Origin of the sequence: Alteromonas sp. CNT1-28 (assembly GCF_022348345.1) — a bacterium.
Taxonomy (GTDB): Bacteria; Pseudomonadota; Gammaproteobacteria; order Enterobacterales; family Alteromonadaceae; genus Alteromonas; species Alteromonas macleodii.
In genome coordinates this window covers 75,232-89,148 of record NZ_JAKREZ010000002.1, presented here as the reverse complement: position 1 = coordinate 89,148, position 13,917 = coordinate 75,232, and the positions used below count along the sequence as shown (strand labels likewise).

Genomic DNA, 13,917 nt, shown 5'->3' with positions numbered 1-13,917 from the left:
AATAGGCGGTACGCTGGCTCCACACACACAAAATGCGCCGCAAGGGCGCATTTTTAATCGTTTAAAGCTATTTAATTGCCTTAGGCCTGATGTTCTTTCATCTACACTAAAGGTCAACAAGCCCTAGTAAGACTATTTAACAACAGAAGCTAAGTATTCTTTAAATTCGTCGCCTAACGATGGATGACGTAACGCATATTCAACGTTAGCTTTCATGTACCCCAACTTACTACCGCAATCGTGACTCTTACCTTTCATGTAGTAGGCATCAACTTGTTCAAGTTTCATCAATGCATCAATAGCATCAGTAAGCTGAACTTCACCACCTGCGCCTGGAGGCGTGAACTCTAACAGATCCCAGATTTTTTCTGACAGAACGTATCGGCCTACAACAGCAAGGTCAGAAGGTGCTTCGTCGCGAGGCGGCTTCTCAACCATTTTGTGAATCTTCGCTGACTCTCCTGGCGCAATTGCCGCGCCGTCTAGGTCTGCGATACCAAATTTAGAGATATCTTCGTCTGGTACCTGCTCAACCATGACCTGACTTACTCGGCTGGTGTTAAATTTGGCAACCATGTCTGCAAGGTTATCCTTTTTAGGATTACTTGCTGCATCATCAATAATAACGTCAGGTAACACTACCGCAAATGGCGCATCGCCAATCAGAGGTCGAGCACAAAGTACTGCGTGACCAAGTCCATTCGCAACGCCTTGACGAATATGCATGATAGTTACATCTTTTGGACAGATTGACTGAACTTCTTCTAACAGTTGGCGTTTTACACGCTTTTCTAGTGTGGCTTCTAGCTCAAAAGAGGTATCAAAGTGGTTTTCAATACTGTTTTTACTCGCGTGCGTTACTAGGATAATTTCTTTTAGTCCTGCAGCAACACATTCGCTTACCACGTATTGGATCAATGGCTTATCAACCACTGGCAACATCTCTTTTGGTATAGCTTTCGTTGCTGGGAGCATTCTCGTCCCAAGGCCCGCTACAGGGATTACCGCTTTTTTAACCTGACTCATAGTTAATATCCTTTTTTAAAATCCTAAATACACGCCTAAGTCGACTTTCAGCCGTTTGTTATTCCTTAAGCTGAGATATATTCACTGTTGTTCGCAAGACTAATGCAATCGATGTTCCAATTACCTTTTTAGAGCGTCTGTGTATTGAAAATGGGCAAAACAGCTCAAAACCACCGATAAAAGCACAAAATTAGGGATAAATAATATCTAATGCACCACGATAGTGAAAGTTTTTATGCTTTATCCTTCCTTTCCTACACATCAAGTGTCGCTTTTTTTCACACTACTTTTTGGAATTAATGCATGCTCTATGGGGCCGGTTTTGCGTTTTAATCCATCTTTGAGTCCTGCCCACATGAAAGCGCCTCGCATTTTGCCTTGCTCAAAGCAATATCTGTTTACAAGATACCTCAGAGGTATTGCACAAACATGACGAAGTTTCCAATAAAGAGGTACGTAATGGCGGCGTGCTAAAATGAGTACGTTGCGAAACTGATAGTAGAGCCTTATCGGTGCGCCCTGCTTGAATGTCACACCGCAAACTTTCACTCTATCATCGCCTTGTCGATGAGGCATACATGCACTGAGCGACTGATAGATAACCATGCCCTTGGCTCGAGCACGCCAGCACCATTCGTGATCAACGCCATCGATAAAGAGCTCATTTTCTTTTTCACCCACGCGTTCAAAAGCACGTTTGGAAATTAACATGCCTGAGGCAATGATTTGCTTTACTGTTTTTAACTTTTCGGAAACCTGCTTCCCTTTTTGCAGAACCCCCTGATCGACACACTCTGAAAATTGGCAATAGATAGAAGGGCCTATGGCTGCAATTGGGGAACGTTGCTCAAGGTCTTGGAATTGCCTCACTAACTCAACAGCAATATCGGGAGAGAACAAGCTATCTTGATCAAGTAAAAAAGCGTAGTCGCTTCCCTCATTAAAGAGCACTTTCAAGCCGACATTCTGAGCGTGGGCGATACCAATATTTGAGGGGTAATGAAGATAAGTAACATCAGTTGTTATAAGAGCCTGCTGAGGACTTGGAGAATTATCAACTAAGATGACGTTCCAGTCAGGGGCACGAAACGCATCGATGAGACTACGCACGTGCTCAACATCAGGATTAAATAGTATAACAACAACGCCGACGCTCAATGTTTACCAAACCTTTCCAGTAAATGTCTATCAAGTTTATAGGCAAGTTTAACCACTTTTCCAGGCATTAACCTCAATGCTAAAACACCACAAGCGTATAAAAAGTTGTAGGGTGAAAGTTGCTTTAATTTACGTATGGCATATAAACGTGCTCTGAACTCGTTGAGCGACTTACTTAAGCCTCGACGTTTATAAAAGTTATTAACTCGTCTGAACTTCAAAAGTCGATCTTTTAAGTTCCTAAAGATATACCCCTTAGACGCTAAGGTTATCCAGAAAAAATAGTCTTGTGTGTTTAACAAGTCACTGTCGTAACGATGCCCATCATTAAATACATTGTAACGAATCACTACTGTTGGATGGTTTAGCGAGCATCGTCTCGGCAAGATACGAACGATCTGCCTGTGCGAAGCGGGCATTACTCGCGCGCCAACTTTAACACCACTTTCGTTAACTTCTGTTAGCGCTGATCCTAGTACAGAAATATTGCTGTGCTTTTTAAGGTAGGTGATTTGACGTAGAAGGCGGTTTTCTTCAGAAATATCATCCGCATCCATTCTTATGAAAAACGATGGGTTAAACTGCATACCGAACTCAGCAACTGAGTTCATGCTACTTGCTAGCCCCACATTGTGACTATTCGACGCTATTATTACCCTGTCGTCTTTACTTGCTACATCCTCTAGTACGCGAGTTATTTTTTGAGGTACAGGTCCATCGACGACAATAACGAAAAGAAAATCTGTGTAAGCCTGCTCAATCATGCTTTCAATGGCTTCGCGAAGCCACTTCGCATTGTCAGCTTGGTAAACCGCCATAGCAATAATCGATTCGACATGCTGTTTTTTATTGTTATTGTGAAGAATAGAGAATTGATTTATCAAGAAATTTTACCAACGTAAAAAAGTAACAAAGAAAATAAAAGCGCCTTAATTGTGCGCTTTTATTTGTTGGCATGTTACAGAGATTTTACTAAGCCTGCCACGATTTTGCTTAAACTATGCGGTTAATCGCTTCACAAAGCGCAGTACACTCCAAATATGTTGGATAACAAGACTGTACACGACGAGTAGCCCAATAAAGCCCCAGAACATGACGGCTTCAGCTACCTGATAGACTTCTCCTAATATACCGATTAAGCAATAACATGCTCCGAGCAAAAGGATAGCAACAAGTGACTTTCTACTGCTAAGCCCTGCACGCATAAAGATATTGTGAAGGTGCTGACGGTCAGGTTTGAGCATTGATTGCCCCTTCCGTGCACGGCGATACATGATCGCGGCCATGTCCATTAATGGAAGGCCGACTAACCACACCGCAGTAATGGGCCTAAATGCGGCAGCTTCACCTTGAGTGTGATCAACAAGCAACCAAACGATAGTGAGCCCAACGAACATGCTGCCCGCATCACCCATAAATATCTTATTGCCTTTAAACCCTTTCCAACTCAAATTAAAAGCAAGAAACGGAACAATAGCTGCGACGATGATAAGCGGCTCCATGATGGAGGCTCCGTTACCAGTAAAGATCAAAAAGCCCGCAACTGTTAATAGAATAACAAGGCTCATACCGCCGGCTAATCCATCAATACCGTCAATCATGTTAAACGCATTGATGACACCGACCACACAAATGATCGTAAAGAAATACCCGCCTAGGTCGAGAAATACCTCACCTGTTCCGAAGATATTACCCAAAGATGTAATATAGTTTTGCGCGCTCCATGCCATGATCGCTGCAACACCAAATTGGCACATAAGGCGGCCTTTGGCACTCAGGTCAAAACGGTCATCCAACATACCAAGCAAGACAACAAATGCTGATGCGGTGAAAAACAGAGGATTGTTTTTCATCCACACATCAGTCGCGACGCTGGCAACAAGCACGGCCATAAAAATAGCCACACCACCTGTTAGAGGTACAATTCCGGCGTGACGTTTTCGCGCTGATGGTTGGTCAACTAAGCCAAATTGATGCGCTAAAGGCGTCATGACCACCAAAAGGATAAGGGCGACGAAAAATGCAGTAAAAAGCGGGACAAACTGCAAATAAGCTAGCATAAAACACACAACCTCGCGTTACCGACAAAAACACAGCTATTTGTAATAGTTTCTGTCAATACACATGCAAATTTTGATAAAAAACTAAATGTTGCTTCCATTTATTTACAACTTCCATTTCTTCCAGCGCGATGAGGGCATCTTGTTATGAGTATGCGGATAGAAAACTTCGATATAATATAAAACATTTGTCTGAGTAACCACCCTTCATGCATAAATAACGTATCAAAACGTGTTAAAAACTCATTTGTTGCGAGAATTACCTTAATCACCGCTAAAAAGAGAACCTGTTGTGCGTCTTCTCGCCGCCTCTCTCGAACTATCTCAGCTTCTGTTGTAACGATTGAATAACTACTTTATTCCTTTAACCTGTTAACTTATTCGTCTATTTCCAGCCTTTGCAATGCCAAAAACATATCGAGTTACACTATTGATATGAACTTGTCTTCTATATTGCGGTCTTGGTGAAGACTCAGACAATTCAGCAACTGCGATAGCGAACATGCTTTTTTTAAAACTTATGTTATCCTAGCGCGAAATTGCTATATGGATATGAAAGCTAATGTTCAAACAATTATCTCGTCTAATTTTACCTATCGTAGTTACGGTAGGTGTAGCTGGGTGTTCTAACACTCCTACCGCCACTAAGGCTGACATTCCTTTGGTGCATTCTTCTCTTGCTTATTCCCTTGCACCGGACAAAGAGCTTGCAATAAATATTCCAAAAGCCAACATTTATCATGATACGCAGGAATCATTTTCAATACGCTTCAATGGCCACCAATACGAGTCCTTGAAGCACTATATATCCGCCACAGGCAATAAATGTATCCGATTTTCTTTACAAGACGGTGAAACAGCGTCTTCTGATATTCAGCGTAAAATGACGACATGTCAGCGAAACGGTCAATGGCGAGTAATTACTCCCTTAGTAGCTTCGGCAACAGTGCAAGGTGAATAGATAAATGCAGTCAACCAGCATCAAAAAAACTTTAAAGCGCCTGACGCTAGCGGCTTGTGCAACGTCACTTCTTTTCGCTTATGTGGGCACTGCAAGCGCGCAAAGCGTGGAACAATTGCAGCAATTAAGAGAAAGAGCTCAGCAGAGCCAGAGTAGCGGCATTGCTAATCAGTCCGTATCGCCACTGAGTATTTCAACCCAGCGAACGCTTCCAGGCGCTAGCAGTTCTGCAAATACCATGGGACAGTTTTCAACCCAGCCTCGTAATGGCGTAAACTTACCTGGCGAGCCAACTATTGATACTGTTTTTCCTGCGCAAGCGCCTATGGAAAACCCACCTTTTGCAGCCAACTTATTTATTGGTGGATTTGAGTCGGAACGCAGCACAGGTCTAAATGATAACTATCTCGTTGCGCCAGGCGATAAAATTTCAATATGGCTGTGGGGGGCGGTTAACTTTTCTGACGTAGTAACCGTTGATAATCAAGGCAATATTTTTATTCCTAACATTGGTCCTATTCGTATTGCAAATACACCTGCTGGCAGTGTAAATCAAACCGTTACTGCAAAAATCAGACAGGTTTACACAAACGATGTAAATGTTTACGTAAACCTTCTTACGTCAACGCCCGTGTCAATTTTTGTTTCTGGCCCGGTGCTAAGACCTGGTCAATATGCAGGCCTCGCCTCAGATAGCGTGCTGTATTACCTAAAACGCGCTGGTGGTATTGATTTTCAGCGCGGAAGTTTTAGGCAGATAGACGTAGTGCGCAATGGTAAAGTAGTCGCTACTGCCGATTTATATGCATTTTTCAGAAATGGTAAGTTGCCTCAGATGTCGTTTAAAGATGGCGATACCATATTAGTGCACCCAATTGGCAACACTATTGTCGTTGAAACAGGCGCTCGAAATAGCTTCACCTTTGAGTTTCTTAACGAAGAATTGAACGGCGGCGTGGTGAATTACTTTGCGCGACCAGGTGAGTTTTCCTCCCATGCTTCGGTATCTGGTATTCGAAATAACAAACAGTTCGCTCGCTACTTGAGTTTGGATGAATTTGCTTCACTTGAACTAAGTGCAGGCGACACTGTTGAATACCTTGCTGACCACGAGCCACAAATCTATCGCATTAATGTAGCTGGCGCGTTTGCTGGCGCATCTCAGATTATGGTTGATAAAGGTACTCGCCTTATCGATGTGTTAGATCATATTGAAGCAGACACTGCCCTTTCTGATACCCAGAACATTTATCTGTTAAGAGAAAGCGTTGCTGTAAAGCAAAAAGAAATCATCGAAGAAGGTCTTCAGCGTCTTGAGCGGAGCATGTATACCGCTCCCATTAGCTCGACGGGTGAAGGAGCCATCCGTGCCCAAGAAGCTCAGCTTGTCGCTGACTTTATCGCACGTGCTCGCCAAATTGAGCCTCAAGGCAGAGTCGTAGTTTCTGAAAATGGTGATATCGCAAATATTCTGCTAGAACCGAATGACACTATTGTCATCCCAGAGGTAACTGACTTAGTGCACGTAGGTGGTGAAGTGTTACTTCCTCAGTCAGTAGTCTTTAACCCAGAAGCCACGACTGAAGATTATGTTGCTTGGGCCGGCGGATTCACTGAACGTGCTGAAGACGAACGAATCCTTATTGTTCGTAAGAATGGTAATGTTACCTTTACTAGCATCAACAGCTCATTCCTAGCTAGCAACGATAGTAAGTTAGAACCAGGTGATCAGATCATCGTATTGCCTGCTATCGATACCAAGCTATTGCAAGCGGTTAAAGACATTACTCAGATTGTTTATCAGATTGCTATTGCAGCCAACGTAGCTACTAACTAAACATGGTAACGTTTAAAGACCAACTCTACGCATGGAGAGGCGTGATATTCGCGCTTTTCCTGCGCGAGCTTCAAAGTAAATTTAACGATAAATTTGGCTTAGGCTGGGCATTTTTAGAGCCTTTTGCCTTTATCTTCGCGCTGTCATACCTTCGTGGACTGATCAGCGGCGATGATATCCACTCCATTCCTCTTTTTCTGTTTATGATGATCGGAATGGTCGGGCTGCAGTCTTTGACTACATGCCTCCAGTCAGTATCAACTTCTGTGCGCAGAAATAAGCCGCTCTATGCGTTCAGGCAGGTTCAACCTATTTCAGCGATACTCACAGCGGGCTTCCTCGAGTTTTCAGTAAAGGTAGTGGTTGTTGCATTACTATGTCTTGCGCTTTACCTGATGGGCGAGACCTTTACGGTAAATGACCCGTTGCTGCTGATATCTCTGTTTCTTCTTTTGTGGGTATTTTCAATATCCATAGGGATGATTTTTGCTATCGCTGCCGCATTCGTGCCGGAAGTGGATAAGATAAAATCAATGCTTACCCGCCCATTAATGTTTATTTCATGCGTTTTTTTCAGTCTTCAAGATCTGCCTAAAGAGTATTGGCCTTACTTAACGTGGAATCCTCTTGTTCATTTCAATGAACTCGCCCGTTACGCCTGTTTCGAATCCTATGGAACAAAGGGCGTATCCCTTGGCTTTCTAATTGAAATTACTATAATTTTTCTCTTCCTAAGCCTTTCGATGTATCACATCACATGGAAGAAGGTGTTGTCTCGATGATAAGAATTGAGAATTTAACAAAGAGTTACCCCAGTAAAATGGGCCCTCAATATATTTTCAAAAATTTGAATTTTGATTTTCCTACGGAAAATAACGTCGCAATTTTAGGTAAAAATGGCGCGGGTAAGTCGACTCTTTTCCGTATGCTAGCAAAAAGCGAATACCCTGACAGAGGCCGAGTTTTAACGAATAAATCCATGTCGTGGCCGGTTGCCCTTCAAACAGGTGTACACCCGCAAATGACAGGGCGTGAAAATACGCGTTTTGTGGGCCGAATTAACAACGTCAAATCGCTTCCAGAATACGAAGAGCAAGTGCAAGAATTTGCCGAACTCGGCGCACGCTTCGACCTTCCTGTAAAAACTTACTCATCTGGTATGCGCGCCAAACTCGTATTTGCGTGCTGCATGAATATTAATTTTGATATTTACCTTATCGATGAAGCGACATCTGTAGGCGATCCGCTTTTTAGAAAAAAAGCGCGTTTATCGCTAAAAGAAAAAAGTGAACAAGCGGGCGTTATTATGGTTAGCCATGAACTTGACCAAATCCGCGAGTTCTGTACGTCTGCCGTTATCATAGATGAAGGCAAACTTACTTATTATCACGATCTCGAAGAAGGCATCGACGTTTATACGCAGGATGCAGACAATAAGAAATCACTAAAATAGGTTCAAATCACAGTGGAAAAATCTCTTACACAGCTCAATGCCCTTCTCAGCAAACACAAAATGCTGTTGCTTGTTCTTCCATGGGTGCTTTACGCCCTATATCTTGTTTTATGGGCTGCACCTCAATATGAAAGTAAAAGCCAACTTATTGTAAAATCAAGTGACGGCGGCAGTAGCTTCGACCCCTCATCTCTCTTGATGGCAGCTGGTGTTTCTGGTGCATCCGGCGGCACGGAAAGTCAGCTTGTAGAAGCGTATATTCAATCTGCCGATATGATTAAGTATCTCGATGAGACTATTGGCCTTCGAGATCATTACATGTCAGACAAAGCCGATTTGTTTAGCGGCCTGTCATCTTCACACAAGCAAGAGGACTTTTATCAGTTTTATCTGAACCATATTGAAGTTAGCGTGGACTCGGCATCTTCTGTAATTAGTTTGCGAACCCGCGCTTTTGACGCTGAATATGCCCAAATAATAAACCAAGCTATAGTTGATAAAGCGGAAGAGTTTATCAATAACATCAATAACAACTTAGCTAAATCAAAGCTTACGTTTGCCAAGGGTGAACACGAGATTGTTGAACAAAAACTTCAACAAGCAAAAACTGAAATTTTAGGCTTCCAATCCAAGTACAACGTGCTCGACCCTACTGCTGAAGGTGCAGCGTTTCAGCAAATCGCTTTTTCATTGGAAGCGACCCTTGCCCAGAAAAAAGCTGAGCTGAGCACTATGTCGACCATGATGTCTAACGTCGCACCAGAAGTGATAAACATTAAGCGTGAAATAGCTGCACTACAAAAAGAAGTAGAAAAACAAAAAGAGCGTATCAGTACCGCTGAAGGAGAAAGTGAAGCCCTGTCAGTCAGTGAATTAATGGCGCAATACAGTAACCTTCAGGTGCAGCTTCAATTGGCTATTCAAGCGTACTCTTCATCGCTTATTACACTAGAAAACGCGCGCGTAGAGGCATACCAAAAACTGCAACATTTGGTAACCGTAGAATCACCTACCCTTCCAGATGATAATGCTTACCCCACGGTTATCTATAACCTTGTTCTTTTTGGTGTGTCATTGCTGCTTATTTATGGAATAGTACGAATTGTAGTAGCTACTATCCGCGAGCTTTAGTGCCTCCATCTATTTAGCAAGCCAACTCTTCAATCGGCTAAGTCGTACAAGACTTAGCCGATTGACACCGCTTTGATGAAGTTTGTCGCCCAAATCTTGTGTCTTTAAGCAAGCTCTAGTATAAGAAGCTATCCGCCTTACGGACGACTATCAAAGAGCCTATCCTATAAGTGCTCTACAATAACAACCATAAGCAATATGGAATTAAAATATAATTATGAAACCATCTAACGATACTAGCTTTTTCGGCCATCCAGGGGGCCTAAGAACGCTATTCTTTACAGAAATGTGGGAGCGCATGAGTTATTACGGTATGCGCGCGCTACTTGTTCTTTTCATGACCGCGAGCTTACAGACACAAGGCTTAGGTTTTACCGTTGCAACCGCTGGCGCAATCTACGGCCTATACACAGGTGCGGTATATTTCCTAGGTTTACCGGGCGGGTGGTTAGCGGACCGCTTAATCGGTGGTAAAAACGCCGTATGGTATGGCGGTATTATCATCTTCGCAGGCCACGTGGTACTTGCCATAGACTTGCAAAACCTTTTCTTCGTCGGCCTTATCCTTGTTGCTTCGGGTACTGGCTTACTAAAACCTAATATTTCTGCGATGGTTGGCCAGCAATATGGCGACGACGATGGCCGTCGCGACAGTGGTTATGCGCTGTATTACATGGGCATTAACATCGGTTCACTCATCGCCTACCTAGTTACCGGTTATTTACAGGAAAACTGGGGCTGGCACTATGCATTTGGTGCAGCTGCCATCGGTATGGCAATCGGCCTAATTCAATATTACTTCAGCAACCGTTCGTTATCGGCTGATTCTGTTGCTCCTGCAAATCCATATCAAGGTGCGGCTAAACAGCGCGCATGGATGGGCGTATGGGCAGTGATTGCACTTGCTGTTGTGGTAATTGTGCTTGCGCACATGGGCACTATCGTTATTGAGCCTGTAGCTCTTGCTCAACAAGTTGCCGTTGTATTTACCATTATTTTCTTCGCTTACTTTGGTTTTATTTATTTCAAAGGTCAGCTAAGCGACAACGAGAAGAAGCGTATGTGGGCGTTGTTCTTAGTGTGTGTTGCTTCAGCATGTTTCTGGTCTGGTTTCGAGCAGGCTGGTTCTTCACTAAACCTATTCGCACAGAACTATACCGACCGCGTACTTGAAAGCGGCTCGCTACTTACATCTTGGTTCGGGATGGACGCTATCCCAACAGTATGGTTCCAGCTTTCAAACTCGCTATTTATCATTATTTTGTCGCCTTTCTTCGCTGCTCTGTGGATTAACCTTGCGAAACGAATGATCGACCCGTCGTACACGATTAAGTGTGCCGTAGGTATCGTTATTATGGCGTCGGGCTTCTTGGTAATGTTTATGGCGTCTCAATATGCTGCACAAGGTCTTAAAGTTGCGCCTATGTGGTTGGTTACTACCTACTTCTTACACACTGTTGGTGAGCTGTGCCTAAGCCCTGTTGCACTCAGTGCAGTAAGTAAGCTATCACCTAAGCGTTTCGCAGGGCAAATGATGGGGGTATTCGTACTGACTTACTCTATTGGTAACATCATTGCTGGCTTACTTTCAGGTAACTTCGACCCAGAAAACGTAGAGCAAATGCCAGACCTGTATCTTCAGATTGCCCTATTTAGCATTGCCATTGCCATCGTGATTGGTTTAATGAGCTTTAAATCTCGTTTCTGGGAAAAAGCAGGTATTGAACAAAAAGCGTAATTTATTGTTAGCATGTTTTAAGTGCTGACCAATTACCCTACAATAACCGCCGCAACGTAACGTTCCGGCGGTTTTTGATTAAGGGCATTCGCATAAACCTATGAAGTTTTATTTTTCTACCAGAGACATTCCTGCCTTAAAAGGTCTTCCACTGACAGAGCGCGTTAAGTTGCTTGATCAGGCCGCAAAGCGGCTATCTGTCCCTGAGAAGACTTTACTGAATGTGCTAAAGTTACTCGTCATTGTCCCCGTATTCGCATTTATTCTTCAAACCGCGTCAAATTGGACCTCGTTACTGTGGGCTTTTGTGGTATTTTTAGTTTATCCATTGGTTGTTAAACCTATTCAATATTCCATCTGCGCTAAATACATTGCGCAACCGTCTAGCAAGGAGAATGCATGAAGACCATCTTAGTCACTGGTGGTGCAGGCTATATAGGTAGTCACACAGTTTTACAGTTACTTGAACAAAACTACGGTGTTGTAGTACTGGATAACCTTGCAAACGCAAGTGCTGAATCACTTCGTCGCGTAGAAGCATTAACAGGCAAGTCGGTTACGTTTGTTCAAGGTGACATTCGCGATACCGCCGTGTTAGATGACATATTCAGCGAGCATAACATTTATGCCGTTATTCACTTTGCCGGTTTAAAAGCCGTCGGCGAGTCTGTGCAAAAGCCACTTTCATACTATGAAAACAACGTGTACGGCACGCTAACGCTATGTAAAGCGATGCAGAAGCACAATGTAAAGAATATCGTGTTTAGCTCATCTGCAACAGTTTACGGCGATCCAGCATCGCTACCGCTACGTGAAGATATGGCCACAGGCCACCCGACAAACCCTTATGGTATGTCGAAGCTTATGGTTGAGCATATGCTTAGCGATCTTTACGTGTCGGACAACGAGTGGAACATTGTATTGCTTCGCTACTTCAATCCCGTTGGCGCACACGAATCTGGCCAGATCGGTGAAGATCCGAACGGTATTCCGAACAACTTAATGCCTTATATCTCTCAGGTTGCTACCGGTAAGCTAGAGCAGCTAAGCGTGTTCGGTGACGACTACGATACCGTTGATGGCACAGGCGTTCGCGACTATATCCATGTTGTTGACCTTGCCAATGGTCACTTGAAAGCACTTGATCGTTTGAACCTTAACATGGGCTTAGACAAATACAATCTGGGTACAGGTCAGGGTTATTCAGTCATCGAAATGATCAAAGCTTTCGAAAAAGGCTCGGGTAAAACCGTATCCTATAAGATTGCACCGCGTAGAAGCGGCGATGTAGCAGCCTGTTATGCCGACCCAACAAAAGCTGCTACAGAGCTTAACTGGCATGCAGAAAAAGGCTTGGAAGACATGTGTGCCGACACATGGAACTGGCAGTCACAAAACCCGATGGGCTATCCAAAGGATTAGCTTGTCGTTTGAACGCTGCCGATAGGCCTGTTCAAATTACCAGAACTAAAAAGCCATACTGTTGAGCATGGCTTTTTTTGTGCAGGCATTTATAGCTAGAGTGACGTTGAAGTTGAGGTTAGATAACAATAACTAAACCCTGCCCCGAACTTTATCCAACATCGTTTTAATTATTACTCTTGCTCTATTTGCCGTCTTTCGACTTGGCGTCTTTTTCTTTTAGCTTAGCTTTCTCACTGACATCAACTGACGAATCTTCTGAATCTGTCGACTCATCAACACCTTCTTCCGACGTTTCTTCATAGCTATCAAAGTCATTGTCTTCCAGCATTGCTTCAAAATCAGCAAAGTCATCTAGCTGCTCATCATCAATGGCTTTATCGCCGCTTTTACCGTCGGTAACGCGAAACTCCAAGTTTTCAAAGTAAGCATTTTTCACAAAAGCATAGTCATCAACAGACTGCTCAAGCTGCGCCTCTTGATCAAGTAATTGAGCTCGTGTTTCAAGTACCGAAATGCCAATACGCGCTAAGTTTACAGACCCTTCGAGTAACGACATTGGAAACGCAAAACCGTCAACATAATCACCGGTGAAGCTTCGCGGATCGCTTGGGCCTAAAAACGGCAGCATTAAGAAAGGCCCAGTATCTAATCCCCATACAGCTAGAGTTTCACCAAACTGCTCGCGTTTACGCTCAATGCCAATTTTTGACGCAACGTCAAACGTGCCAACTAGCCCTACCGTGGTGTTAATTAAAAAACGAGCCAAGCTATCTAAGCCATCATCAACCTTGCCTTGAAACATATTATTCAAAAAGTTCGCAGGCTCTTGTAGGTTGTCCGTGATATTCACCAAACCAGTTCGCGCAGGCTGAGGCATCACAGTCACGTAGGTAACGGTTATTGGGCGTAAGATGTAGGCATCCAACACATCCCAGTTAAAGTCCCAGATTTCACGGTTAACCGGCTCGAACGGATCACGAGGGTCTGAAGTATCCACTACTGGTGCGTTCGATCCAGTGTCTTGAGAATACGCTTGAGCTTGATCTTGCGTATGGTTACTCGCACAGCCACCTAAAAGACTTGCGGCAATAATCAACCCGGTTGCGAGTGATTTAGACAGTTCCATAC

At 43.6% G+C, this 13,917-nt stretch carries 13 protein-coding genes; 8 read left to right on the top strand and 5 right to left on the bottom strand.

The genetic code is table 11. The features are described 5' to 3' along the window. Positions 1-132: 132 nt before the first annotated feature. The 4 genes from galU to wecA form a co-directional block, all read right to left on the bottom strand. Positions 133-1,026 (bottom strand): UTP--glucose-1-phosphate uridylyltransferase GalU, encoded by an 894-nt coding sequence (gene galU / locus MHN02_RS02075; RefSeq protein WP_014975843.1) that lies wholly within the window; start codon positions 1,024-1,026, stop codon positions 133-135. Positions 1,027-1,287: 261 nt separating this feature from the next. Further along, positions 1,288-2,184, bottom strand: coding sequence for a glycosyltransferase family 2 protein (locus tag MHN02_RS02070; protein WP_239244335.1), 897 nt, complete (start codon positions 2,182-2,184; stop codon positions 1,288-1,290). Beyond that, positions 2,181-3,068 carry a glycosyltransferase gene (locus tag MHN02_RS02065; protein WP_239244333.1) on the bottom strand — a complete coding sequence of 296 codons (888 nt, stop codon included), beginning with the start codon at positions 3,066-3,068 and terminating at the stop codon, positions 2,181-2,183. Before MHN02_RS02065 ends, MHN02_RS02070 begins: the two co-directional genes overlap by 4 nt. A 114-nt stretch (positions 3,069-3,182) precedes the next feature. Then, positions 3,183-4,244: a UDP-N-acetylglucosamine--undecaprenyl-phosphate N-acetylglucosaminephosphotransferase gene (gene wecA / locus MHN02_RS02060; RefSeq protein WP_014948529.1), complete on the bottom strand. Its 1,062-nt coding sequence runs from the start codon at positions 4,242-4,244 to the stop codon at positions 3,183-3,185. Positions 4,245-4,806: 562 nt separating this feature from the next. On the opposite strand from wecA, the gene MHN02_RS02055 reads away from it, so the two are divergent. The 8 genes from MHN02_RS02055 (at position 4,807) to galE (ending at position 12,786) form a co-directional block, all read left to right on the top strand. Then, positions 4,807-5,205 (top strand): hypothetical protein, encoded by a 399-nt coding sequence (locus MHN02_RS02055; protein WP_014948528.1) that lies wholly within the window; start codon positions 4,807-4,809, stop codon positions 5,203-5,205. A 4-nt stretch (positions 5,206-5,209) separates the two neighbouring features. Then, positions 5,210-7,042 carry a polysaccharide biosynthesis/export family protein gene (locus MHN02_RS02050; protein WP_014978535.1) on the top strand — a complete coding sequence of 611 codons (1,833 nt, stop codon included), beginning with the start codon at positions 5,210-5,212 and terminating at the stop codon, positions 7,040-7,042. Positions 7,043-7,044: 2 nt separating this feature from the next. Further along, complete coding sequence (locus MHN02_RS02045) at positions 7,045-7,824, top strand: ABC transporter permease (RefSeq protein ID WP_272492296.1); 780 nt, start codon at positions 7,045-7,047, stop codon at positions 7,822-7,824. After that, positions 7,821-8,495 (top strand): ABC transporter ATP-binding protein, encoded by a 675-nt coding sequence (locus tag MHN02_RS02040; RefSeq protein WP_014948525.1) that lies wholly within the window; start codon positions 7,821-7,823, stop codon positions 8,493-8,495. The genes MHN02_RS02045 and MHN02_RS02040 overlap by 4 nt, the downstream gene beginning before the upstream one ends. 12 nt (positions 8,496-8,507) lie before the next feature. Next, positions 8,508-9,626, top strand: a complete 1,119-nt coding sequence (locus tag MHN02_RS02035; RefSeq protein ID WP_069943856.1) for a capsule biosynthesis protein — start codon at positions 8,508-8,510, stop codon at positions 9,624-9,626. Between the two features lie 217 nt (positions 9,627-9,843). After that, positions 9,844-11,364: a peptide MFS transporter gene (locus tag MHN02_RS02030; RefSeq protein WP_239244329.1), complete on the top strand. Its 1,521-nt coding sequence runs from the start codon at positions 9,844-9,846 to the stop codon at positions 11,362-11,364. A gap of 100 nt (positions 11,365-11,464) precedes the next feature. After that, on the top strand, positions 11,465-11,767 hold the full coding sequence (locus MHN02_RS02025; RefSeq protein WP_014978531.1) for a DUF6170 family protein: 303 nt from the start codon (positions 11,465-11,467) through the stop codon (positions 11,765-11,767). Then, complete coding sequence (gene galE / locus MHN02_RS02020; RefSeq protein WP_014978530.1) at positions 11,764-12,786, top strand: UDP-glucose 4-epimerase GalE; 1,023 nt, start codon at positions 11,764-11,766, stop codon at positions 12,784-12,786. The genes MHN02_RS02025 and galE overlap by 4 nt, the downstream gene beginning before the upstream one ends. A 184-nt stretch (positions 12,787-12,970) precedes the next feature. Here galE and MHN02_RS02015 read toward each other — a convergent pair whose 3' ends face one another. Beyond that, the gene (locus tag MHN02_RS02015) at positions 12,971-13,915 is read right to left on the bottom strand and encodes a VacJ family lipoprotein (RefSeq protein ID WP_239244327.1); all 945 of its coding nucleotides are present in this window, start codon (positions 13,913-13,915) and stop codon (positions 12,971-12,973) included. Positions 13,916-13,917 lie beyond the last annotated feature (2 nt).

Excerpts from the sequence above, each read along its gene's own strand:
- MHN02_RS02025 (WP_014978531.1), top strand. The coding sequence starts at position 11,465 with ATGAAGTTTTATTTTTCTACCAGAGACATTCCTGCCTTAAAAGGTCTT.
- MHN02_RS02030 (WP_239244329.1), top strand. The coding sequence starts at position 9,844 with ATGAAACCATCTAACGATACTAGCTTTTTCGGCCATCCAGGGGGCCTA.
- MHN02_RS02055 (WP_014948528.1), top strand. The coding sequence starts at position 4,807 with ATGTTCAAACAATTATCTCGTCTAATTTTACCTATCGTAGTTACGGTA.
- wecA (WP_014948529.1), bottom strand. The coding sequence starts at position 4,244 with ATGCTAGCTTATTTGCAGTTTGTCCCGCTTTTTACTGCATTTTTCGTC.
- MHN02_RS02050 (WP_014978535.1), top strand. The coding sequence starts at position 5,210 with ATGCAGTCAACCAGCATCAAAAAAACTTTAAAGCGCCTGACGCTAGCG.
- MHN02_RS02045 (WP_272492296.1), top strand. The coding sequence starts at position 7,045 with ATGGTAACGTTTAAAGACCAACTCTACGCATGGAGAGGCGTGATATTC.
- galE (WP_014978530.1), top strand. The coding sequence starts at position 11,764 with ATGAAGACCATCTTAGTCACTGGTGGTGCAGGCTATATAGGTAGTCAC.
- MHN02_RS02040 (WP_014948525.1), top strand. The coding sequence starts at position 7,821 with ATGATAAGAATTGAGAATTTAACAAAGAGTTACCCCAGTAAAATGGGC.
- MHN02_RS02015 (WP_239244327.1), bottom strand. The coding sequence starts at position 13,915 with ATGGAACTGTCTAAATCACTCGCAACCGGGTTGATTATTGCCGCAAGT.
- galU (WP_014975843.1), bottom strand. The coding sequence starts at position 1,026 with ATGAGTCAGGTTAAAAAAGCGGTAATCCCTGTAGCGGGCCTTGGGACG.